This window comes from Pseudarthrobacter sp. Y6 (assembly GCF_050156205.1).
Lineage (GTDB): Bacteria > Actinomycetota > Actinomycetes > Actinomycetales > Micrococcaceae > Arthrobacter.
The window spans coordinates 3,448,197-3,469,619 of record NZ_CP189574.1; the positions used below are offsets into that span (position 1 = coordinate 3,448,197).

Genomic DNA, 21,423 nt, shown 5'->3' on the forward strand with positions numbered 1-21,423 from the left:
ACCCCGAGGGCCTACGACATCGGTCCGTCTCGGGATGTCCTTATTCACCCGCTCCATGGGATTTGTGGACCAGAACTGACTCGAGTGCCTGGAAGCCTGCAAACGCCCAGTCGTTCACTCCCGCGAGGCCGAGCATTGCGGGAACCTTCGGATGCGATTGACCAGCATCATTGCGACCTCCTCGGACTGTGGGTGTTGACGCGCCCGGCATCGGGCTGGGCTAAAACGGTGCCAATGATCGAAGCGACCATTTCCTGAGATTCGTTCCGGACGGTCGAGAGAACATTTCGCATGAAGTGGACCCGGCAGCGCTGCCCACACAGCGCCCTGGAACACCGTGCCGATGGCTTTCTTCGGCCTTACCGGGCATCGCACGACCCGCGGGCCTTCGCGACCGCAGGATTGCGGTCCAGAACGTTTCCATCTTGCTGTCGCTGACCGACGTCAGCGTCGAAGCCTAGGATCTGGGGAAACCCCGGCCACCGATCCCGAATGGACTCCTAAACAAGGGACCCAACCATGAAGGTGAACCGTCCCGTTTGATGCCGCTATCTTCTTTGAGAAAGATAGTGCGTATGCCCAAGCAGTTCCCGCCCGACGTCCGTGACCGTGCAGTGCGCATGACCTTGGATCGATTACCCGAATACCCGTCTGTCTATGCTGCCTGCAAGGCACTGGCGCCAAAGCTCGGAGTCGGACCTGAATCGCTGCGCCGCTGGGTTGTCCAAGCCCAAGTCGATGCCGGCGAGAAGACCGGACCAAGCAGTGAGGAGCTGGAGGAAATCAAGCGGCTCCGGGCTGAAGTGCGGGACTTGAAAGAGTCCAACGAGATCCTCAAACAGGCCTCGATTTTCTTCGCGAGGGAGCTCGACCCTCGCCGCCGCTGATCTGTCGATTCATCGACGAAATGCGCGCTGAAGGTCATGCGGTCGAGTCGATCTGTGCCGTCCTGCGGGAGCAGGGCGTGCAGATCGCCGCACGAACCTACCGGGCGTGGAAGAAACGCCTGCCAGCCCTGCGCACCATCGAAGACGCCCGCAACACCGATGCCCTTCGCAGCTTGAAAGTCCCCGATGCGAAGGGACGACCCCGGCCCGAGATCATCTACGGGCGGCGGAAAATGACGCAGTGGCTGCGCCGCAACGGCTTCTCCGAAGCTTCCAAACACACCGTGGACCGGCTCCTGCGCGAAGAAGGGATGAACGGCCTCGTCCGAGGCCGCAAGACCCGCACCACCATCCCCGGCAAGGACGGCCGCCGCGCCGGCGACCTGCGGAACCGGGACTTCACCTCCCCGGCCCCGAACCAGATCTGGGTGACCGACTTCACCTACGTCCCGGTCTACACCGGATTCGTCTACGTCGCCCTGGTCATCGACCTGTACTCCCGGGCGATCGTCGGCTGGGAAACCTCGACCGTCAAGGACACCGCATTCGTCGAACACTGCCTGCGGATGGCCCTGTGGCGGCGCCAACACACCGGCCGGCCCGTGCCGGCGGGACTGATCCACCACTCCGATTATGCCGAGGAATACGTTAAGCCGCGGGCGGAGGTTGTTGGCCCGTGTTTCCGCGGGTTGGCGGTGTATTCCTCGGCTTAATGTTTGGTCCTAGCCTGTCCTGTATCCATGTTCCTCGTGGAAGGAGACGGCAATGGATACAACAATCACGGCTATCGGAGATGTCGTGGTGGCCGTGTTGGAGAACGCGGGTTACAGGCAGTCCACGATTAGCCAGTATCGCAAGTCCATCAAGTGGCTGGGTGCGCTGGCCAGGAAACAAGGTGGGGTCTATACGCACGAGTTGGGGGCGGAATTCGCTTCCATGACGGTCAGCCCGAGGACTGGCAGGTACAGTTCCCAGCGTCATTTCGATTACGGCCGGCTCGTGTGGTTGTTCGATGCGTATGTGGAAACGGGCGCTGTGGATCTTTCCATGAGGCCACGCCGGCGGCGGAGGCACGGGCCGAGCTGCACGGAATTCGCCGTGCTGTTGGCTTCATGGGCCGAAAACATGGAGCAGCGTGGCCTGGCGCCTTCAACGCAAAAATTGTTTCGGTGCGTTGGCGTGTGAGTACCTGGCCTATTTAGATGACATGGGGGTTTCCTCCTGGGATGCCGCCGATGGGTCCAATGTTCTGGGATTCCTGGGATCTCTTCGAAGCAGGTGGGCTGCATCGAGCATGTGGTCGGCGGTGGCCAGCTTCCGCCCCTTCCTGAAATTCACGGCCCGCACGGATCTGCTGGATGCGCTGGCCTTGGCCCGGGCCAGACGCCACCATGACATCATTCCGTTGCTCGATGACGGTGGCGAACGGAAAGTTGTTGACGCCTGCGGACACGGGGTGGTGTCGGCGCGGGACGCTGCTGTTACCTTGCTGTCGCTGTCCACGGGCCTGCGGGCGTGTGATATCCGCAGCTTGCGCCTGGCGGATGTTGATTGGCGGGGCGGAACGATCGGGATCGTGCAGCAAAAGACCGGGAACCCGCTGATGCTGCCGTTGGCGCCACTGATTCTGGCTAAACTTGCCGACTATGTGCTCCGGGAAAGGCCGGTCTCCGATGCGCAAGAGACGTTCTTGAGGCTGAAGGCCCCGCATATTGCCTCGGCAGACCATGCGGCGATCTACGTGATCGTGGGCAAGGTGTTCCGCGCTTCCGGTGTGAAGGATGTGAAGGTTGGTACCCGGGCTCTTCGCTATAACGCGGCATCCAAATTGTTGCGTGCGGGAACGGCCTTGCCGACGATCTCGGCGGTATTGGGACATGCCCATCCCGACTCGACCAATGTGTATCTGAACGCGGATACCGAACGGTTGCGCTCCTGCATCCTTCCGCTGCCGGAAGGGGCACTGCGATGAGCGAGCATGCCTTCGCCAGTGTGTTCGCCAAGGAGTTGGAACGGTACCTTGCCTTCAAGGAAACCATGGGCTGCTACGGCCAGTCACGCATCTGGTATCTACGCAGTTTCGACGCTTACTGCACAGAACACGGGGTGAGGGCTTTCAACCAGCAGGCCATCGAAGACTGGGTTATCTCCAGGAAGGCATCCCAGCCAGGTTCGGCCCCGTCTTGGATGTCGTATATCAGGGACTTCGGCCGGTGGATGCGCAGCCACGGCACTCCGGAGGCGTATGTGCTTGCCGAGTCGCGGAAAAGCGAATTCATCCGTCCCCAGCCCTATCTGTTGAGCGGCCACGAGGTCGATGCGTTCTTCCGGTCCGCAGCCGATTTGGAGTCCACCTCGCCGTGGCAATGGCAGGCCGTAGCGTTCTTCGCGTTGATGCATTCATGCGGGCTGCGGACGTGCGAAACCCGCAAGCTGGAACCGAAGGATGTTGACCTGGCCGGAGGATTCATCGATGTGGTGTGGTCCAAAGGCAACCGCAGCCGGCGCCTGCCGATCACCGGCCAGATCATCGATGTCCTTACCGATTGCGACCGGAAGTCCCGTCAAAGGTTCGGGCAACAGCGTCCCGGGTTCTTTATCTCTTCGACCCCGGCACCGGTGTCACCGTCCCAAGTCGGGGTCATGTTCAACCGGATCTGGGACCATGCCGGACTGCCCCGGGCCCTTGCGGGCAAGCAGCCACGGCCCTACGACTTCAGGCACCACTTTGCCTACGCCAACATCGAGCGCTGGATGGCCGAGGGCCGGGACGTCAACGCGATGCTTCCCTACCTGGCCCGCTACATGGGCCACGCGACGCTCGATAGCACTTTCTACTACATCCATACATCACCGGACTTCATGGACGGGTATGCCGCACTCACCCACGAAAGCCAACGCGTGCTCCCCGAGGTGGGCTTCGCATGAAACACCCAATACGCACATCAGTCCCTGACTTCTGGGGCTACGCCCGGAACTATCTGCACGACTACCTGCCCAACGTCAGAGCCATGGCACCGCGAACCGTTGAGGCCTACCGGATCAGTTTGGAGAACTACGTCAATTACCTGGTCACAGAGAAGCAGGTTCCCCGCCAAAACATCAGCTTCGATGAGTTCACCCGTGAATTCCTCAAAGCCTGGCTGGTCTGGATGCGCCAAGCTAAGCACTACCAGCCCAGCACCATCGGCCTGCGTCTGAGCGCCATCAAAGCATTCCTGCATTTCGCCTCCGCGGAAGAACTCACCCTGGTCACGGTTTACCAGTCAGCCAAGAACATCAAGGCACCGCCCCCGCCGCGCAAACCCATCGAATACCTGGAAGAGAGCGAGACGGCAACGCTCCTGGCCGCGTACGACGGCAAGGACGCCAAATCACGCAGGAACCGCATGCTGCTCATCCTCCTCTACGACACCGGTGCGCGCGTCAGCGAGATCACAGCACTGACCCTTGACGGCCTGGCACTGGCACAACCCGCGCACCTGACCCTCACCGGGAAAAGAGACAAGAGCCGCGTCGTTCCCCTGGGAGAGAAAACCGTTGAACATCTCAAGGTCTACCTCCAGGAATTCCATCCCCACCGCGGAACCCAGGCCGCGACGCGTCCCCTGTTCTTCAGCAGCCAGCACGGGCAGCCAACTGCGCTCTCCAGCGACACCGTTGCCGCCGTCCTCAAAACCGCAGGACGCATCGGGCGTGAACGATGCCCATCAATTCCGGGCAACCTCCACTGCCACATGCTTCGTAAGACCAAAGCCATGGATCTCTACAAGCAAGGAATACCGCTGCCGATCATCATGCAGTTGCTCGGCCACGAAAACATGAGCACCACCTCAGCCTTCTACGCCTTTGCCACCCTCGACATGATGAGAGAAGCAATGAATGCCGCCACCCCAGCAATCAACGCCGCGAACATCGAACCGCTCAGCGAAGACAAGCTCCAGATGCTCTACTCACTGAAGTAGCACGGAACATTAAGCCGAGGAACAGGGCACAAAACCGCGGAAACACGGGCCAACAACCTCCGCCCGCGGCTTAACGTATTCCTCGGCATAATCGCTGTTAAGCCGAATTCGGCTTAATTCAGATGCCGGCTCTCAGTACACTTCCATCCGCTATACCGACACACTGGCCCTGGAAGGACTCCAGCCCTCCATCGGCAGCGTGGGCGACGCCTATGACAATGCTGCCGCCGAGACCGTGATGGGGCTCTTCAAGAACGAGGCCGTCGCGAAGGATTCACCCTTCCGCAGCGGAGCGTTGAAAACCGAAACCGACGGGATGGAGATCGTCTTCGAATGGGTCCACTGGTACAACAACGAACGCCTGCATTCCGCCCTGGATCACCAGACGCCAGAGGAATATGAGCAAACATATTATGATCTACAAACCGGCCCGTTACCCGACGACGCCGCCAACAAACAGGCGGCATGATTCCCGGGACGGTTCAAGGTCCCGCCGCCAAGTTCAGAGGGACTGGCTTTGCCCTCCCTCATTAACTCAGTTAACCGGCGGATCTCCGCATCCAGCTTACGGGCGATAAGCTTTTCCGCGGACCGGATGGACGGTACCATCAGCCCTCGCTCGGTCTGCGCTGCGAAGCCCAAGTTGACTCCCTCAAAGGCAACGATCTCCTGAGAACCATCTGATGCGGTCTCGATGCGGGTGTTGAGCTCCGGGTACTTCTTCAGGCCGGCGGTCACAAAGAGCGCGATTATGGCAAGCAGCCCGGGGGCATCGGCGCCACCCTTCTTGAGACTTTCACGAAGCTCCACAAGTGGATGCCCAGGCCCGTACGGGAGTCGATCGAATCCTGGTGGACACCCGGCGCTTGATGGCTCGTATCATCCTTTACTGTCGGCGCAGTGATGGCGGCCTCAACGTCCCGGCGCCTGATCAGCCCAACGTCACCGGATCTGTGGATTTCACTCAGGAGTGCTCGAGCTTGGGCGCCGGGTAGGGGACGTCGAATCCGGTCACGCGGCGGATCGCTGCGGCGAGGTAGTGGAAGCAGCGCTCCTGGATCCTGGCCACGATCTCGGAGGACACTGAAGCAAACCCATGCGCTTCGGCGATCACCACGGCCCGGCCGGTCTTCCGGACGGAGGCGCACACGGTCTCGTCATCGAAGGGGACGATGGAGCGGACGTCGATGACTTCCAGCGAGCGCCCCTCCTCCGCAGCAGCGGCGGCGGCCGCCAGGGCGATGGGCACGGACGGTCCGTAGGCGATGAGGGTTGCGTCGGTCCCGGAACGGGCGACGGCGGCCCGGCCTTCCGAGGACGTTCCGGCTGCCGCGTTGGTAGTGTGCTGCGCCCGGAGATCCTCGAGGTCCACCAGGTCCTTGGACCAGTAGAGCTTCTTGGGCTCCATAAACATGACGGGGTCATCGGAATCGATGGCCTCCCGCAGCATCCGGTAGGCATCGGCCACGGTGGCGGGGGTGAAGACCTTCAGGCCTGCGGTGTGGGCGTAGTAGGACTCGGAGGAATCGCAGTGGTGCTCCACTCCCCCGATCCCGCCGGCGTAGGGAATCCGGATCACCATGGGCAGTTTCACGGCGCCCCTGGTGCGGTTGTGCATTTTGGCCACGTGGCTGACGATCTGCTCGAACGCCGGATACGCAAAGGCCTCGAACTGCATTTCGATCACCGGCCGCATCCCGTTCATGGCCATGCCCACGGCCATGCCCACAATGCCGGACTCGGCCAGCGGGGTATCGAAGCAGCGCTGCTCCCCGAAGGTCTTCGTGAGACCATCCGTGATGCGGAAGACCCCGCCCAGGAGACCCACGTCCTCGCCGAAGACCAGGACGGAGGGGTCGGCGTGCATCGCATCCGCCAAAGCCGTGTTGAGGGCCTTGGCCAGGGTGACGGCCTGCGGTCCGGCAGCTCCGGCGGTGGCTGCGGCAGAGGCGGCAGCACGGGCAGTAGCCATGCCCGCGGATCACCATCCATCTGACAGAAGAATCAGGTAGCCATAAGCCCAGACCACCGGAAACACCACCTCATGAAAGATCGAGGCAAGAGCCCCGGCATAGCGCCTCCGTTTGCGGTCTCGATGATTGAGCACACCCCACTATCATAGGAAAGGACAGCATTCCCCGAACTGATCGAAGGCATCATTGACAACGAAGACCGGCGGACGCGATCTATCCGTAGCTCCGGATACCCAGCCGTCAGCCGGGCGAGCTAGGATCTGGGTTCCGGCTATCATCTGCGGGTCATGGTGGATCCTCACATTTACGACTTACGCTATTGCCTGGCCCATTGCATACAACCGTACAAATTTCTGGGGCGTTGCGAGTCTGATGGCCGCCACAATTATTTGCTCATTCGTTGGCTTCCAGATCGGCAGCAAGGCATCCGTGCCAGCGCCCATTTTCGCCACCCGCCAACGGATTCCCATGGTTCCACTCCTCGGTTTGGTTTGCACATTGATACTGATCGTGCCGATGAGCACCACCTACTCCGGATTCAATTTGAGCCAATTTGGTGACGCGCTGAGCGATCAGGGTCAGGCCTATTCTGATGCCAGCACGAGGATTGCGGAAGGCACGCATTCTCGGAGCGGCATCGTTGCCATGCAGACCTTGCTGTCGCCGCTAACGCTAACTGCGTTGCCATTCTTCGCCTTTGAGTTCTTCGAAGCCAGACGATATCGCTTGCTATTTCTACTTTGCGCTATGAGTCCAATTGTATGGAGCGTTCTCGTTGGCCGAGATCAGCAAATGGGCCTCGCCATCCTACTAGTGACGGCGGCGTGGCTTCTCTCCAAAGCACGCAAGGGGACCGGCCTGTCACGGAGGCAGTTGAGTATCTTGATGCCGTTGGCGCTGATTTCGCTGGTCGGTTTTGGGGCTAGGAAGCTCTCAAGAAACCCTGCAGCGCCCATCTGCGCTCCCGGATCTGACATCTGCACTGTTCCGCATGCCTTCCCGTCAGTGTGGGAGGCAACCTGGGTAACAGTTACGTCTTACGCAAGCCAAGGATATGAAGGTCTCGGGCGGGCGCTGAACGCGAACTGGCATTTCGGTGGAGGTTTCAGCCACTCCCCGGCGCTGGCCAGTCTTATCGATCCTGCCCTCGGCACCGGATCCATTTTGCGTGTTCCTAATCAGCTGGACGCGCTCGGCTGGTCAGAAACCGGATACTGGAGCACTGCCTTGACTGCACTTGCGAGTGATTTTCCGTGGCCGCTGATTCCCGTCGTCGTGGGGTCCATGGCCCTCATCCTTGGCGCATCTTGGCGCGCAGCTCTTCGCTTTGGCGATTGGCTATCGATCACCGTTTTCGGATACACACTGGTAGCGCTTGTGTTCATTCCGCAGAACCTGCAACTAGCTCTTAGCGGGCCAACTTATATAGGTTACTCACTTTTGGTCATCCTCTTTGTCGCACGAGGACGCAAGATTTCCTTGGCATCCACTTCCGAAGGTCCAAAGAAGCTTTCATCTGGTCGAGGTGTCGATCGACCCTCATGGCAAGATGAACCTAGCAGAGTCGGCGCCAACACCCCCTGAGGTCCCCCCCCTTGGGGATTGTGGGAATAGCAGTGTAACCGCTTCAACAACCACGACTAAGGGCCTTCCAGCCAGGAGCCGATATGGCGGTGATCGGGCCTCTGTTAGCTGACGAGCCTGCATGCGATAGCTTGTTAACGCCACGCAATAGTCGTTTGATAACACCCGCACGTAGTAGTCCAGCGGCAGCCGCACCGCATTGCGGAACACCGCCTCCGGGTTCACCGGCGGCAGCTCCCGCATCCTCTCCCGGTCCAGGACGGTCAGGGCGGCCGTGGCGGGACCGCGAATACCGGCTCTTCACTATGGAGTCGTTGACCGGTTGGTCTGGCTCCTTGATGGGCGTGGCGGCCTCGCCTTGCTGGACGCAGGATGGTCTGGTGAGGCGGGTCTGACTCTCGGCTCTTCTGACATCACCCCGTGGTGATTGTCCTGCCCACGACGTGTCGGCCGACCTGGCTCATTTTCGAAGTGCAGCCCGGCAGGCAGTTATGTCCTAATAGGAGTCTGGCGAGTCCCCGATAGTGAACTGACTGACGCCCACCGAGCTGCGCACCCGACAACGAGGAAGGGCACTTTCCATGGTGAGCGAGAAGCAGATCAAGGTCTACGGCGGGATCGACACGCACGCCGATACGCATCACGTCGCGGTCATCGACGCAACAGGACAACGGTTGGCAGATGTGCAGGTGCCCGCTACCGCTGCTGGTTACCAAGCGGCGTTACGGTTCCTGGGAACGTGGCCGGCATTGGTGAGCGTGGGCATCGAGTGCACCGGCTCCTATGGGGCCGCGGTGACCCGTGTCGTCCGCGAGGCCGGTATCGAGGTGTTCGAAGTCAACCGGCCCAACCGATTCGATCGCAGGCTCCGGGGCAAGACTGACGTCTTCGATGCTTACTCGGCCGCCGAAGCGGTGCTGTCCGGGCGCGCAACGGCTGCACCGAAGGGCGGTGACGGCCTCGTGGAGTCTCTGCGGGTACTACGCACGTCAAGGTCCTCAGCATTGACGGCCAGGACCGCCACGATCAACCAGATCAAGGGCATGCTGATCGCAGCACCTGAGCAACTACGAGCCCGCTACCGTGACCTGTCAAACACCAAACTGATTGCCGTACTGGCGACATCGAGACCAACGAAGAGGCCCGTCACTGCGGCCGAGGCCACGGCCTACAGCCTGCGTCTTCTCGCGCGGCGTTGGCTGGATCTGACCGAGCAAATCCAAGACCTGACCCGGCACCTGAAACGGCTGTTGGAGGACCACGCCCCAGCCCTAATGGGCGTGTTTGGCTGCGGACCAGACACCATCGCCCAGCTGCTGATCACCGCCGGAGACAACCCCGAAAGGCTCCGTTGCGAAGCTGCATTCGCCGCACTGACCGGCGTGAGCCCGATCCCGGCGTCATCGGGAAAAACGAACCGTCACCGGCTGAACCGAGCCGGTGATCGCCAAGAGAATTCGGCGCTCTACCACATCGTCATCGTGCGGCTGCGCTACGACCAGGCAACCCGAGACTACGCTGCTCGACGCACCGCCGAGGGCAAAACGAAAATGGAAATCGTCCGCTGCCTCTCTAATAGATGTTGGCTGGTCTGGTGCCTGCTGGCAGGATGGCTGCCAGTCCTGCCAGACGTGACTCGCGCTGCCTCTGGCCCATCCGGTTGCGATGGTGCCTTTCGTTTGACTTGTCCGTCCGGCGGGGCTGGCGCCGACCTGTCCTCTTCCGATGGCTTGATAGAAGGTCGTCCAGGGTGCACCTGTGACTCATTAGAGAGCTGCCTCGAAAGAACCCTTCCAGGCCGACGCCAATCCATGGCACCTGCTTCCAGGAAGGAAAGACCCCGCAATGACCATCGTTGCAAAAGAATATGGCCACGTCACGGGCGTGGACACCCATGCCCGGACACACACTTACGCGATCGTAGAGACCTCTACGGGTGCCTCGTGGCAACCGAATCGTTCCCCAGCACGGGCGCCGGCATCGAACGGGCCATCGCCTGGGTGAAACGGAACACGAACGGGAGCGTGCTCGCCGCCGTTGAGGGCACTTCCTCCTACGGGGCCAGGCTCACCCGTGCACTGAAGACGGCCGGTATCCCGGTGGCGGAGGTGAAGCCCCCCGCGCCGAGAAGCCCGTGCCGGGGTGGGCAAGTCCGATCCCATCGACGCGGTGGAAGCTGCCCGGCAGATTCTGCACCGGGGCGTGGACCGTCTCGCGGTGCCCCGTGCTGACGGGATCCGGGGGGCTCTTCGTGTGCTGTTGACCGGCCGCCGCGGATTGGATACGCGCCGCACCACAGACCGCAACGCCCTCAACGCGCTGGTGCGCACCACCGACCTGGGCGTTGATGCGCGCAAGGCCCTCACCGGTGCGCAGGTCACGATGATCGCCGGCTGGGAAGAGCGCGCCGCCGATACGGTAGACCGGCAGATCGCCCGGCAGGAAGCCGCTCGGCTGGCGGCCGCGGTCAAGGACGCCGACAGGCACCTGCGCCGTATGAAAACGCAGCTGAAGGAACTCGTCGAGCAACTCGCCCCGGGATTCCTGGCCCGCCCGGGCGTTGGTCCGGTCACGGCGGCGGTCATCCTCTGCGCGTACTCGCACCACGGCCGGATACGCTCCGAGGCCGCGTTCGCAGCCCTTGCCGGCGTTTCCCCGCTGCCGGCGTCCTCCGGGAACACGGTGCGGCACCGCCTGAACCGCCACGGTGATCGGCAGCTGAACATGGCCCTGGACATCATCGTGAAAGTCCGCATGGTCCGCGATGAGGCCACCAAGAGCTACACACAACGCCGGAGGGGTGAAGGCCGAACCTACCGGGAAATCAAACGCGCCTTGAAACGCTACACAGCCCGCGCCATCTTCCGTGAACTGCAGACCCTCCTTGCTTGACGGACATCATAGAAGGGTCAAACGCTACCTCGTCCGCCAGCTCTACCCCCTCATCGTCCAAACACTGCAAGCCCCACGGGGGACATCAACGCCTTGACATCAATCAATAGGAGTGTCACGGTTCATGGTGAATATTCTGCCGTGATGGGTGTTCATGTGTTAACGCCAACCGAAAATGGGGCCATTAGTGCCAATTGAAAACGGGGCCACGGGGTTGTGGTTCTATTGTGCCGTACTGGCGTCGGGTTGGTGTTTTTTGAGCCGGTAGCTGTTGCCTTTGAGGCTGATGACCTCGGCGTGGTGGACGATCCGGTCGATCATGGCCGAGGCGATGGTCAGGTCTCCGAAGACGTCACCCCAGCGGGCAAACGGGAGGTTCGACGTCAGGATCATGGACGCATGTTCGTAGCGGCTGGAGACGAGCTGGAAGAACAGGTTCGCCGCGTCCTGATCGAACGGGATATAGCCGACTTCGTCGACCAGCAGCAAGCTGTAACGGCGGAGTTTGACCAGTTCCTGGGAGAGTTTCCCGCGGGAGTGCGCCTCCTGGAGCCGGGCGACCCAGCCGGTGGCGGAGTCGAAGAGAACCCGGTGCCCGGCCTTGGCTGCCTTGATGCCAATGCCGACCGCGAGATGGGTTTTGCCCGTGCCCGGCGGCCCGAGGAGGACCACGTTTTTGGCCTCAGAGAGGAACACCCCGGTGCCCAGATGCGCGATGAGGTTCCGGTCCGCGGAGGGCTGATGGTCGAAGTTGAACTCTTCGAGATCCTTGTGGGCCGGGAACCTCGCGGCCTTGATCCGCGTCGCCGCTCCCGAGGCTTCGCGTTCGGAGACTTCCCGGGAGAGGACCGCGGCCAGGTACTCCTCATGGGACCAGCCGGAGTCCCGGGCCTGGTCCCCGAGCCGGCGAAACCCGTCGCTGATCCGTGGTGCGCGCAGGGCCCGGGCGTAGTACTCGATCTGTGCCGGTGTCCCGCTCATGAGGCCACCTCCAGAAGGGTCGGCTGCTGGCCGAGGTCGATGCCGAAGATCTCGTCGTAGGCGGCCAGATCCCGTACCTCCACGACTTCCTCGGGTTCGGGGCGGTGGACTCTTTGGGTCCGGAAGTCCCGGCGCATCACCGCCGCGCGGGCCACGTGGACAGGATCGGTCAGGACCAGATGCCGGGCCCACGCCCGGACGTGGGTGGCGATGATGACGCCGTCATGGGTGACCCAGACGGTGTCCAGATCAGCGACGACGTCCACGATGCGCCCGATGAATGACGGGTCCACGGAATAGTCGTTGGAGAACACCCGCACGTAGTAATCCCGCGGGAGCCGCACCGCGTTGCGGAACACCGCCTCCGGGGACACCGGCGGCAGCTCCCGCATCCTCTCCCGGTCCAGGACGATCAGCTCGTCAGGGCGGCCGTGGCGGGACCGTGAATACCGGTGATTGGCCTTGGGCAGCCAGTCCTCCAACTGGCCGTTGAAGTCCGCCGGGGAGCGAAAGTCCCGGCCCGGCATGAAGCGTTGCCGGAAGAACCTGTTCATCCGCTCGACCATGCCCTTGGACTCCGGATCCCGCGGCGGAAGCAGCTTGATCTCCAATCCCAAAGACCCGGCGAACGCGGCCACCGGCTCCGTCGGTTTGCGCCTGCCAATGCCGGACTCGTTGTCCCACAACAGCCGCGACGGAACCGCTTGCGCGTCCTGCAGCAGAGTCCACATTCCGCCCAGAAGGTCCGGCGTCGTCCGCGACGGCAGCATCCGTGCCTGGATGAATCCCGAGAACGCTGAAGTCATCACCAGCACCGGGGGCGTGTCGTTCTGGCCCTCACCGACGGGCAGCGGCTCGTGTGGGAACCAGAGATCGCACTGGACCTGGAACCCCGGCTCGTGGACCAGGCGGTCGGCCGGGTCAGGCGGCGCGTATTCGGGCCGGATCGCGGCGACCTTCGCCCGGAACAGTGACGCGGACCCGGACCAGCCCACCCGCTCCGCCAGCGTCGCGGCCGGCATCGTCGGCGTTTTCACCAGCAGCTCACGCACCCTGGGAGCAAACGCATCAAAACTCGATACTCCGGCCGCCCGCTGATACTTCGGTGCCCGGTCCGACTCCAGCGCACGCTCCACCGTTCCGCGGGAAACCCCCACGATTCTGCCGATCTCACGCTTCGAGTGCTTGCCTGTCGAAAACAGGTGGCGTATCTCCGCCCAATCATCCAAATTGATCACCTTCCATAATGGTCGGTGGCCCTGTTTTCAAATGGCAGAAGTGGTCCTGTTTTCGGTTGGCGTTAACATTCATGCCGCTGTTCTGGCGGCACTGCGCAACAGGATACGCGGCAGCCACATCCGCAGGGCCTTGCGGAACGCCGCTGAGGGGTCGATCGCAACGACCTGCACGCCCAGACGCCACTCCAGAGGGCGGGCGAAGAGCCAGTCTCCGACGCCCACGCTGTTGAGTATTTGAGGCTTTGAGCACCACCAAATCGTGCGGTTCAGCACCACCGATCGTGCGGGAGAGCGCCAGTGGTGGTGTGGCTGGGAGCCACTGACGCCCTCCGTCATCGATTACGCGCTGGCCAGCGCGGTGTGCTCCCTCATGTTGTAGGTGCCCGTCTCAACCCAGATCGTGTTGTGGATGATCCGGTCCATGATCGCGTCCGCATGAACACCGGAGCCGAGGCGCTGGTGCCAGTCCTTCTGCGAATGCTGGGTGCAGAACACCGTCGACGTTTCGCCGTAACGGCGCTCCATCAGCTCCAGCAGCATGGTGCGCATCGACTCTGTCGGCCGGTCCAGTAACCACTCGTCAATGACGAGCAACGTGAACGCGGCGTATTTACGGAGGAACTTCCCGGACCCGCCGGGAGTGTCTTGAGCGGCGATCCAGGCTTCCTCGAGGTCGGGCATGCGGACGTAGTGGGCGCGGACGCGGTGCTCGCAGGCGCGTTTGGCGATCGCGCAGCCCAGATACGACTTCCCCGACCCGGTGAACCCTTGGAAGACGACGTTCTGCTGCCGGTCCACGAACGAGCAGGTGCCGAGCTGGCTCAGCAGCGGCCGGTTCAGGCCGCGCTCGTCGAGCAGGTCGATGCGGCGTAAATCCGCGTTCGGATAACGCAGCCCCGCCCGCCGGATCAGGCCGGCGACCTTGGAGTGCATGAAGGTGGAGTAGGCGTCATCGACGACCAGCCTCACCCGCTCTTCGAACGACAGACTGATCGACAGCGTCTCGTCCTGGGTGTCGATGGCCTCGAGCAGCTCGCTCGCGTTCATCTCCCTGAGCTTGCGTTTGGTCTCCCCGTCCAGGCGGCTCAACGGGTCCCACCGGCGTAGTAGGAGCTGCCGCGGACGTATCCGCCATCATCGCCCTCAGGCTCCTCAGGGGCCTGGCCGGTCTTGTCCTGCCCGGTATCGAGGATCGGTCTCAGGTGCGCATACCGCGGGGAGCGGATCGGCCCTCGCAGCGCGAGCTGACAGGCCGCTTCGACCCGGGCCGGGGAGAACCGGCGCGATAGGCGCAGCACTGCCAACGCCGGGTCGAACCCGGCCTCCTCGATGGAGGCTGCTTCGAAGATTTTGCCGATCACCGTCACCGTGGCCGGGCCCATCCGGGCTGCCCAGTCCTCAATCCGGGCCCGGTCCCAGGCCTGCCAACTGCCCCCTCGGGCAGGTCCGCGTCGTTCGTCTGAAACTGATTCACCGTGCTTGCCGGCAGCAGCAGGTGGCTGGTCAGGCGCTCGTCAGCCTTATAGACCTCCAGCATTGTGTCCGTGACGCGAAGGTCAACGAGCGAGCCGATGTGGCTGAAGGGGACGGAGTAGAAGTTCTTCGCCCAGACCACGTGGGCGTTCTTGTTCACCTTGCGCCGGTAGGACCACGTGCTGATCTCGAACGGGGCTGCCGGCAGCGGTTGCATCAGCGGCAGTTCCTCAGTGGTGAAGACGCTCAGCCGGGACCCGGCGCGTTTCTGGAACGGTTGCCGGTTATAGGCATCGATCTGCTCATAGACCCGGGTGCGCAACTGCGCCAGGGACGTGAACTGCTCGTGCCTGAGCCCCGCGATGACCCAGGTCGCGACATGAGAGACCGTGTTCTCGACGCTCGCCTTGTCTTTCGGAGCCCGAACTCTGCCCGGCAATACCGCGGCCGAGTAGTGCGCCGCCATCTCGCGGTAGGCGTCATTGAGAACGACCTCTCCCTCCCGGGGGTGGGAGATCACCCCGGTCTTCAGGTTGTCGGGCACCAGGCGCGGGACGCTGCCGCCGAAGAAGGCGAACATCGCCGCATGGGCGCGCAGCCACGACTCCTGCCGCATATCCAGGCTCGCTTCCACGAACGCATACCGGCTGAAGGGCAGGCAGGCGACGAACAAATACACCTTCGAGATCTCACCCGTGGTCGGATCCAGCAGCTGCATCGTGGGACCGGACCAGTCAACCTCAATGCTGCGGCCGGCCTTGTGACCAACCCGGGACGACGCCCCAGTCACGGCGGCGTGCTCGCCATAGAGCCGGCAGAACCGGTCATAACTCATCACCGCCTGGCCCGCCCGACCGCAGTCGTCGACATGCTCCTGGTGCAGCAGCTTCAACGTCACCCCCACCCGTGCCAGCTCGGTGTGCACCCGGGCCCAGTCCGGCTGCGCGAACACGCTCTCGCGGACCCCGCGGCCGGGAAACAACGCCGAATACACCTCGGCCTCCGACAGCTCGGCGACGTCATCCCAACCGAGACCTGCCAGCTCCGCCGCATCGAGGACCGCCTGAATGCTGTGCCGGGATATCCCATGAGCGGACTCAATTGCTCTTCGCGACAGGCTTTGATTACGCAGCTGCAACACCAGCTTCGCCTTGATCTTCCGTACCATTACCGGTACTCCTTCCACCATGTGTCCGTCACATGGTGAAGGAGCTTTTCAGGTGGTGCTCAACCACACCCAACAGTGGCGCTCAACCACACAAGTCGCGCTACCGGACGATGGCGCTCACCCGCACCACAGGTGGAGCCCACAGAAGCCAATATTCACTGTCACGGCCGTCAACTATCCCGAGGACTTGTCCGGTGTCCAAATCAACAATGGTGGTCATCCACGGTTCGTACCGTTTCCAGGCCTTGGTCGCCGGGTCGCGGAAGAACCGCACGGACCGGTAGCGGTGTTCATCAATGCCCAGCATCCGCGGTGCGAGGGCGTCGACATCGGGCAAGGTCAGCGCCGCTGAATCCAGGGCCCGCTGGACCAGCCACCACGACACACCGAACGAGGACGCCGCCTCCGCAGCCGCCCTTCCGGATCCGATCACGGCGGCCACTCAGGCGTCACGGAGCCGGCGGGTGGACCCAGGACTCCGGACATAGCGTTTTAATTGCTGGGTGAAGTTTCTTTGTTTTTGATTTCGAATCGTAGGATCCGGTCCGTGCCCGGATAACGGGTTTCGGTGGCGGTGAGGTGGTCGCAGAGCTCGCCGATCGCGGTGGTTGCCCGGCGGGTGGGGAGCGGGTCCAGACGGATGGTGAGGTAGCCGTCCAGGCGGGGGTCGATGTCGCCGCTGCGGGTGAGGGCTTGCCGGATCAGGGCGTGGGCTTCGTCGTCTCCGCGGGCGTAGCCGGTGTTGGTGCGGATCTCCCTCGCCAGGGTGGACGCGGTGTTGAAGGCGGCCATCCGGATGGCGTGGGTGAGGAGTTTCGTTTCGGTCTCCAGGACCTGCTGTCCCGGGGCTATCTCGCCGAGGGGTACCCGGGCCGGGATCTCCCGGTGGGCTGCCTGCGTGGCCTCGAGAGCGGTTTCGGCGGTCAGGAGGTCCGCGGTGATCTTGTTGTGGATGGTGTTGGTGATCAGGACCGTGGATGTTCCCGGCGGCGGGGTCCGGGCGGCGAGCATGGCCGCGTCGGTGTCGGCGAGGGTCTTTTCGTAGCGGGTTTTGGCGGCGAGGACCTGCTGGTAGGCCTTGCGTTTGGCGGGGTTCGGTACCGACCGTTCCGGATCATCATCAGTGCTGGTGTAGGCGTCGTGGGAATCCAGGGCGAACCGTATCCTGGCGTAGCGGAAATAGTTTTCCTGCCGCCACCTGGCGCCCATCCGGTAGATGATCTCCCCGGCGGGCATCTCGGTGTTGGTGGTGAGGATATGGATCTGCCGGGACCCGCCGCCGGGGGTGTTGACTTGCCGGCTGAGCTGGCGCATCGGATAGACCTCACCGGTACTCCCGGCGGGCACCTCCACCTGGGTGTCGGCCGCGGTCCATGACCGGGTTTGTCCGTTCCCGTCGGTGTGGGTGACCTCGGTGAACAGGGAGGCTCCGATGTCTTCGGTGGTGCCTTTGCGCCAGGTCAGCACATCGAAACCGGCTGAGCTCATGTGTTGGAAGAGTGCCGGGGACCAGCCGCCGCGGTCGAACCCGACTAGGACCCGGCGGTCATCGCCGACGATCAGGCGCAGGGCGGGCAGGAGCCGGCGCAGTTCCCCGGTCAGCGCTGCCCCGGGCTCGGTCATGACCACCAGCACCGGGGCGCCGTGGGCGTCCGCGACCCAGGTCTCCTCGGTCGCCGGGACCGGGAACTTTAACCTCGTGGAGTGGACCTTCCCGATCTTCCGGGTGCCCTGGTAAGCGCGCACGTGTCCGTCAACGTAGAGCACCGCGGCCAGATCCCCGCCTTCTTCGTGACTGCCGTTGAGGTGTTTGGATGCCATCGCCGTCAGCAGGTCTCCGGCTTTGCCTCGCGTGGCCAGGGCGGCGGTTTTACGGCGGAGGGTTTTCACTTCGGGTGCCCGGTCCAGGCCGAGGACCCTGCCGAGCGCTGCCGGGTCGATCCGGGTGATCCCCTCGGCCCGTGGTTCCCCGGCCAGGGCCTGGAACACGGCACCGGTGAGGATGGTCTCCAGACCGTAGAACCCGTTCGGTAACGCCCCGAAGGTCTCCTTCGCGCAGGCCAGCAGCCCGGTGTTTTCCAGGGCGGGCAGGGCCAGGAACAGTCCGGCCAACGGCACCCGGCCCGCCGGGGCGAAGACCGGGGACGCGCACTCCACCAACCCTGCACGGGCGTCAGCCCGCTCCCCGGACCGGTCCACCGGCGCGGGCAGAACCGGCAACTCCTCCTGTAGCGGCTCCGCTTCCGGCCTGCCCGGCCGCTCAGCTGCCGGCTCTTGCGGGACAGGTGCTTTCATCGCCAGGGCGCGGCGGACGCTGAATTCGGAGACGCCCACAGCCGTTCCGACAGCGCGCAGGGACAGTCCCGTCGCACGCAGGGAACGGATCCGGGACATCACGGCTTCCGTCAGCCGGCTGGGCCCTTTCGGGCCGGACTTTTCAGCAGCCAACCCCAGCACCCCGCCCGCGCTCAGGTCCTGGCGCCACCGCCATAACGTGCCCGGATCCACCCCGAACCCGGCAGCCACCTCAGCGACCGAACCTGCTTTGATATCCGCCAGTTTCGCCGCCGCGAACCGACGAGACACCGCATCCCCGGCATCCCACACATAGGACAGCTCGCCATGGACGAAAACCCGGCCACCGTCCTCGTCCTCAACCAGCGACGCAGCAGCGCCTATCGGGACAGCTCCGGCGTCCATCGAGGCGGGAAGAGGCAGTTGCGCAGTCATCACACCCATCTTCCCACCCCACCATCACGACTCATTGTCTTGTCTAGATTTTATCGCAAACAGGCGAAAATTAACGGCTCTTCAAGGTTCCCGGGGAAATAGGTTCGTGTTGTAGCTAGCAGAGGACTCGTGGTCCTGCTGGGATGAGTGTTACTACGCATTCAACCTGAACAGGAACCACGAGCCTTGTTAGAGCCTACTGTGGCGGCCGAAGATGCTGCCAGCCTGATCTTCAACCTGCCCGATTACCGTGTCACCGCCACCGTCCTGCTCCCGGATGGGGCACGCCATGTCACGGTGGAGTCCACGTTCCCGCCCGGGTGCCCGAGCTGCGGGGTGATCGCGTCGCGGGTGAAGGAACGCCGGTGCCAGCGGCTGCGGGATATCCCGGTTGCCGGCCTGGTAGTGCTCCTCTGGGACAAGCGGCGCTGGTTCTGTGACGAGTACCTTTGTGAGCGGAAATCGTTCTGTGAGGCGACGCCGCAGGTGCCGCGCCGGGCACGGTCGACACGGCGGCTGCGCGAGACCGTACTGGATGCGGTCATAGATTCAGGCCGGGCCGTGTCTGAGACCGCCGTGGCATTCGGGATCTCGTGGTGGCTGGTCCAGCAGGTCATCGGCGACGCCGCTCTCCGCCTGCCTGATGTGGACTTCCTCGCACCCAGGATGCTGGGCATCGATGAGCACCGCTACCGTTCTGTGCGGTTCTTCCAGGACCCCGGCACGAAGGCCTGGACCCGGTACGAGCCCTGGATGACAACGATCGTGGACCTGGACACCGGCCAGGTCCTGGGCATCGTGGACGGACGCGACCACAAGGGCGTCGGAGACTGGCTCTTCGCCCGGCCGCTGCACTGGCGGCTCGGCGTGCAGGTCGTCGCGATCGACCCGTCCGCGGCCTTCCGGAAAGCACTGCGGATGTGGCTTCCACGCTCGGCGGTGTCGGTAGATCTGTTTTATGTTGGACTCCGTGTTATGCCGATCACCCCGGTATCGGTGCATGTCGGTGACGTTTCTGCGGGGTTCTTGTCGGCATAACTAGAGGCCGTTGAGGAAGGCGAGGAGTTCGTCGGTGGCTTGGTAGCGTCCGACGGCGACGTTGGTTGGTGTGGTTCTGTTGAGGGCCTCTTCTTTCATTTTCATATTCGCGTGCAGGTACGGCTGGGAGGATTCAATGCCAGCGTGTCCGAGCCAAATGGCGATCATCGCCACGTCGATGCCTGCTTCGAGCAGGCGCATGGCAGCAGTGTGCCGCAGTACGTGCGGGGTGACGTTCTTGGTCCCGAGTGTGGGGCAGCCTCTGCTGGCGCTGGTGACATGGAGGCTGATCCGGGCGGCGATCGCGTCGCGGCTGAGCCAGTGTCCGGTGAGGGTGGAAAAGACGAAGCTGTCCGGTGCGGTTTGGTCCGCGCCGATGGCACGGAGGAGCTGGATCGCCCCGGCGGTCAGGGGTGTGGTGCGGTCCTTGCGTCCCTTCCCGTGGCAGGTGATGTGGGCGCCGGTGCCCAAATGTATGTCGGCACCGGTGAGTGCGGAGAGTTCGGCGACGCGCAGCCCCGTGGTGATTGCGACCAGTAGCAGTGCCCTGTCCCGCCTCCCGATCCAGGTGTCAGGATCTGGGGCGGCCAGCAGGGCGTCGACTTCGTTATTGGTGAGAAAGGTGATCTCCGGCTGGTGCTGGCGTTTGCGGGGTATTGCCAGGACCTGACTGAGAACTGTCGCGTGTTCGGGATGCTTGTAGCTGGCGTAGGTGGCGAAGGAATGCACTGCTGCCAAGCGGGCGTTGCGGGTCCGGATGGTATTGCCGCGTCCGTGTTCCAAATAGTCAAGGAAGCCTGTGATCAGGTTCGCATCCAGTTGACCGACGTCCAAGTCCGAGGGTCGGGTCCCGGCGGCTTCGTGAGCGTAGGCCAGCAGCAGCCTGAAGGTGTCACGGTAGGAGGCGACCGTATGTGGGCTGACTCCGTATTGGCTGGTCAGGCGAACGGTGAAGAACGCTTGAAGGGTTGGGGCCAGTGCGCTCATGATTCTTCTCTTTCGAGGCGTTTTGCCGCGGCTTGCATCAGGGCCGGCGTGCAGCCCAGGTACCAGTACGTTTCGGCGATCTGTGCGTGCCCCATCCAGGTGGAGAGGACGGGAAGGACCTTTGTGGGGTCCTGCCCGGTCTCGTAGGCATCCAGCATCGTGTTCACGGCAAAAGTATGGCGCAGGTCCGTCAACCTGGGGCGGCATCTGCGCGAGCGTTGGCCCAGTGAGGTGTGCTCCAAGACTTGCCGAAAGCTCGCGTCGAGGATACTTGAGCGGAGCCGGTTCCCGAGGGAGGAGACCAGCAACGCCGGGCAGTTGGCCGCCTGTGGGAGCCCGGTCCGGAGTTCGACGTAGGTTGTGAGGGCTGCCATGACCGTGGAATCCAGCGGCAGCATCCGGATCTTGCCGTATTTTCCGGTGATCCTCAGGGTCCCGGATGCCGGGTTGATGTTCGCAAGGTCCAGTGCGCAGGCTTCGCCGGTGCGGATCCCGGTCGCCGCCATT

At 63.1% G+C, this 21,423-nt stretch carries 17 protein-coding genes and 6 pseudogenes; 11 read left to right on the forward strand and 12 right to left on the reverse strand.

Annotated elements, in window-relative coordinates:
• Positions 1-167: 167 nt before the first annotated feature.
• Positions 168-293 carry a hypothetical protein gene (locus tag ACQCSW_RS16520; protein ID WP_426987580.1) on the reverse strand — a complete coding sequence of 42 codons (126 nt, stop codon included), beginning with the start codon at positions 291-293 and terminating at the stop codon, positions 168-170.
• Positions 294-575: 282 nt separating this feature from the next.
• On the opposite strand from ACQCSW_RS16520, the gene ACQCSW_RS16525 reads away from it, so the two are divergent.
• The 7 genes from ACQCSW_RS16525 (at position 576) to ACQCSW_RS16555 (ending at position 5,321) form a co-directional block, all read left to right on the forward strand.
• On the forward strand, positions 576-887 hold the full coding sequence (locus ACQCSW_RS16525) for a transposase (protein WP_426987582.1): 312 nt from the start codon (positions 576-578) through the stop codon (positions 885-887).
• 20 nt (positions 888-907) lie between these two features.
• On the forward strand, positions 908-1,600 hold the full coding sequence (locus ACQCSW_RS16530) for a DDE-type integrase/transposase/recombinase (protein WP_426987584.1): 693 nt from the start codon (positions 908-910) through the stop codon (positions 1,598-1,600).
• 52 nt (positions 1,601-1,652) lie between these two features.
• Entirely contained in the window at positions 1,653-2,072 is a 420-nt protein-coding gene (locus tag ACQCSW_RS16535; RefSeq protein WP_426987586.1) for a hypothetical protein, read from the forward strand.
• Positions 2,023-2,859 (forward strand): tyrosine-type recombinase/integrase, encoded by an 837-nt coding sequence (locus ACQCSW_RS16540; RefSeq protein ID WP_426987588.1) that lies wholly within the window; start codon positions 2,023-2,025, stop codon positions 2,857-2,859. The genes ACQCSW_RS16535 and ACQCSW_RS16540 overlap by 50 nt, the downstream gene beginning before the upstream one ends.
• A complete protein-coding gene (locus ACQCSW_RS16545) occupies positions 2,856-3,815 on the forward strand; it encodes a tyrosine-type recombinase/integrase (RefSeq protein ID WP_426987590.1) in 960 nt (319 codons plus the stop codon). The genes ACQCSW_RS16540 and ACQCSW_RS16545 overlap by 4 nt, the downstream gene beginning before the upstream one ends.
• Positions 3,812-4,852: a tyrosine-type recombinase/integrase gene (locus ACQCSW_RS16550; protein ID WP_426987592.1), complete on the forward strand. Its 1,041-nt coding sequence runs from the start codon at positions 3,812-3,814 to the stop codon at positions 4,850-4,852. The genes ACQCSW_RS16545 and ACQCSW_RS16550 overlap by 4 nt, the downstream gene beginning before the upstream one ends.
• Before the next feature lie 169 nt (positions 4,853-5,021).
• The gene (locus tag ACQCSW_RS16555) at positions 5,022-5,321 is read left to right on the forward strand and encodes an integrase core domain-containing protein (protein ID WP_426990721.1); all 300 of its coding nucleotides are present in this window, start codon (positions 5,022-5,024) and stop codon (positions 5,319-5,321) included.
• Here the strand turns inward: ACQCSW_RS16555 and ACQCSW_RS16560 are convergent.
• A pseudogene (locus ACQCSW_RS16560) lies at positions 5,264-5,820 on the reverse strand (2-oxo acid dehydrogenase subunit E2); the annotation flags it as partial. The gene ACQCSW_RS16555 and the pseudogene ACQCSW_RS16560 sit on opposite strands and share 58 nt — an antisense overlap.
• Entirely contained in the window at positions 5,817-6,824 is a 1,008-nt protein-coding gene (locus tag ACQCSW_RS16565; RefSeq protein WP_426987594.1) for an alpha-ketoacid dehydrogenase subunit beta, read from the reverse strand. The gene ACQCSW_RS16565 and the pseudogene ACQCSW_RS16560, both read right to left, overlap by 4 nt.
• Before the next feature lie 373 nt (positions 6,825-7,197).
• On the opposite strand from ACQCSW_RS16565, the gene ACQCSW_RS16570 reads away from it, so the two are divergent.
• The 3 genes and pseudogenes from ACQCSW_RS16570 (at position 7,198) to ACQCSW_RS16580 (ending at position 11,301) form a co-directional block, all read left to right on the forward strand.
• Positions 7,198-8,409 (forward strand): hypothetical protein, encoded by a 1,212-nt coding sequence (locus tag ACQCSW_RS16570; protein ID WP_426987596.1) that lies wholly within the window; start codon positions 7,198-7,200, stop codon positions 8,407-8,409.
• 581 nt (positions 8,410-8,990) lie between these two features.
• Positions 8,991-9,977: pseudogene (locus tag ACQCSW_RS16575) on the forward strand (IS110 family transposase); the annotation flags it as partial.
• Positions 9,978-10,254: 277 nt separating this feature from the next.
• Positions 10,255-11,301, forward strand: a pseudogene (locus ACQCSW_RS16580) (IS110 family transposase).
• 222 nt (positions 11,302-11,523) lie between these two features.
• On the opposite strand, the gene istB reads toward ACQCSW_RS16580, so the two are convergent.
• The 7 genes and pseudogenes from istB to ACQCSW_RS16615 all read right to left on the reverse strand — a co-directional run bounded on the left by istB (position 11,524) and on the right by ACQCSW_RS16615 (position 18,891).
• Positions 11,524-12,282: an IS21-like element helper ATPase IstB gene (gene istB, locus ACQCSW_RS16585; RefSeq protein ID WP_426987598.1), complete on the reverse strand. Its 759-nt coding sequence runs from the start codon at positions 12,280-12,282 to the stop codon at positions 11,524-11,526.
• Entirely contained in the window at positions 12,279-13,520 is a 1,242-nt protein-coding gene (istA, locus tag ACQCSW_RS16590) for an IS21 family transposase (RefSeq protein ID WP_426987600.1), read from the reverse strand. The genes istB and istA (ACQCSW_RS16590) overlap by 4 nt, the downstream gene beginning before the upstream one ends.
• A 69-nt stretch (positions 13,521-13,589) precedes the next feature.
• Complete coding sequence (locus ACQCSW_RS16595) at positions 13,590-13,742, reverse strand: hypothetical protein (RefSeq protein WP_426990745.1); 153 nt, start codon at positions 13,740-13,742, stop codon at positions 13,590-13,592.
• A 117-nt stretch (positions 13,743-13,859) separates the two neighbouring features.
• Positions 13,860-14,609 carry an ATP-binding protein gene (locus ACQCSW_RS16600; protein ID WP_426987602.1) on the reverse strand — a complete coding sequence of 250 codons (750 nt, stop codon included), beginning with the start codon at positions 14,607-14,609 and terminating at the stop codon, positions 13,860-13,862.
• Positions 14,606-16,161: pseudogene (gene istA, locus ACQCSW_RS16605) on the reverse strand (IS21 family transposase). The gene ACQCSW_RS16600 and the pseudogene istA (ACQCSW_RS16605) overlap by 4 nt, the downstream one beginning before the upstream one ends.
• 133 nt (positions 16,162-16,294) lie before the next feature.
• A pseudogene (locus ACQCSW_RS16610) lies at positions 16,295-16,636 on the reverse strand (ISL3 family transposase); the annotation flags it as partial.
• Positions 16,637-16,653: 17 nt separating this feature from the next.
• Positions 16,654-18,891 carry a putative transposase gene (locus ACQCSW_RS16615; protein ID WP_426987604.1) on the reverse strand — a complete coding sequence of 746 codons (2,238 nt, stop codon included), beginning with the start codon at positions 18,889-18,891 and terminating at the stop codon, positions 16,654-16,656.
• Positions 18,892-19,077: 186 nt separating this feature from the next.
• Between ACQCSW_RS16615 and ACQCSW_RS16620 the strand changes: the two are divergent.
• Positions 19,078-19,854, forward strand: a pseudogene (locus ACQCSW_RS16620) (transposase); the annotation flags it as partial.
• Between the two features lie 75 nt (positions 19,855-19,929).
• Here the strand turns inward: ACQCSW_RS16620 and ACQCSW_RS16625 are convergent.
• Together ACQCSW_RS16625 and ACQCSW_RS16630 are read right to left on the reverse strand one after the other, a co-directional pair.
• A complete protein-coding gene (locus tag ACQCSW_RS16625) occupies positions 19,930-20,916 on the reverse strand; it encodes a tyrosine-type recombinase/integrase (RefSeq protein WP_426987606.1) in 987 nt (328 codons plus the stop codon).
• Positions 20,913-21,422, reverse strand: a complete 510-nt coding sequence (locus ACQCSW_RS16630) for a tyrosine-type recombinase/integrase (protein WP_426987608.1) — start codon at positions 21,420-21,422, stop codon at positions 20,913-20,915. Before ACQCSW_RS16630 ends, ACQCSW_RS16625 begins: the two co-directional genes overlap by 4 nt.
• Position 21,423 lies beyond the last annotated feature (1 nt).

What these genes read in the sequence shown, in the direction of transcription:
- ACQCSW_RS16525 (WP_426987582.1), top strand. Translation starts at nt 576, where the DNA reads ATGCCCAAGCAGTTCCCGCCCGACGTCCGTGACCGTGCAGTGCGCATG.
- ACQCSW_RS16625 (WP_426987606.1), bottom strand. Translation starts at nt 20,916, where the DNA reads ATGAGCGCACTGGCCCCAACCCTTCAAGCGTTCTTCACCGTTCGCCTG.
- ACQCSW_RS16570 (WP_426987596.1), top strand. Translation starts at nt 7,198, where the DNA reads ATGGCCGCCACAATTATTTGCTCATTCGTTGGCTTCCAGATCGGCAGC.
- ACQCSW_RS16535 (WP_426987586.1), top strand. Translation starts at nt 1,653, where the DNA reads ATGGATACAACAATCACGGCTATCGGAGATGTCGTGGTGGCCGTGTTG.
- istB (WP_426987598.1), bottom strand. Translation starts at nt 12,282, where the DNA reads ATGAGCGGGACACCGGCACAGATCGAGTACTACGCCCGGGCCCTGCGC.
- ACQCSW_RS16530 (WP_426987584.1), top strand. Translation starts at nt 908, where the DNA reads ATGCGCGCTGAAGGTCATGCGGTCGAGTCGATCTGTGCCGTCCTGCGG.
- ACQCSW_RS16630 (WP_426987608.1), bottom strand. Translation starts at nt 21,422, where the DNA reads ATGGCGGCGACCGGGATCCGCACCGGCGAAGCCTGCGCACTGGACCTT.
- ACQCSW_RS16615 (WP_426987604.1), bottom strand. Translation starts at nt 18,891, where the DNA reads ATGACTGCGCAACTGCCTCTTCCCGCCTCGATGGACGCCGGAGCTGTC.
- ACQCSW_RS16565 (WP_426987594.1), bottom strand. Translation starts at nt 6,824, where the DNA reads ATGGCTACTGCCCGTGCTGCCGCCTCTGCCGCAGCCACCGCCGGAGCT.
- ACQCSW_RS16550 (WP_426987592.1), top strand. Translation starts at nt 3,812, where the DNA reads ATGAAACACCCAATACGCACATCAGTCCCTGACTTCTGGGGCTACGCC.
- ACQCSW_RS16520 (WP_426987580.1), bottom strand. Translation starts at nt 293, where the DNA reads ATGCGAAATGTTCTCTCGACCGTCCGGAACGAATCTCAGGAAATGGTC.
- ACQCSW_RS16545 (WP_426987590.1), top strand. Translation starts at nt 2,856, where the DNA reads ATGAGCGAGCATGCCTTCGCCAGTGTGTTCGCCAAGGAGTTGGAACGG.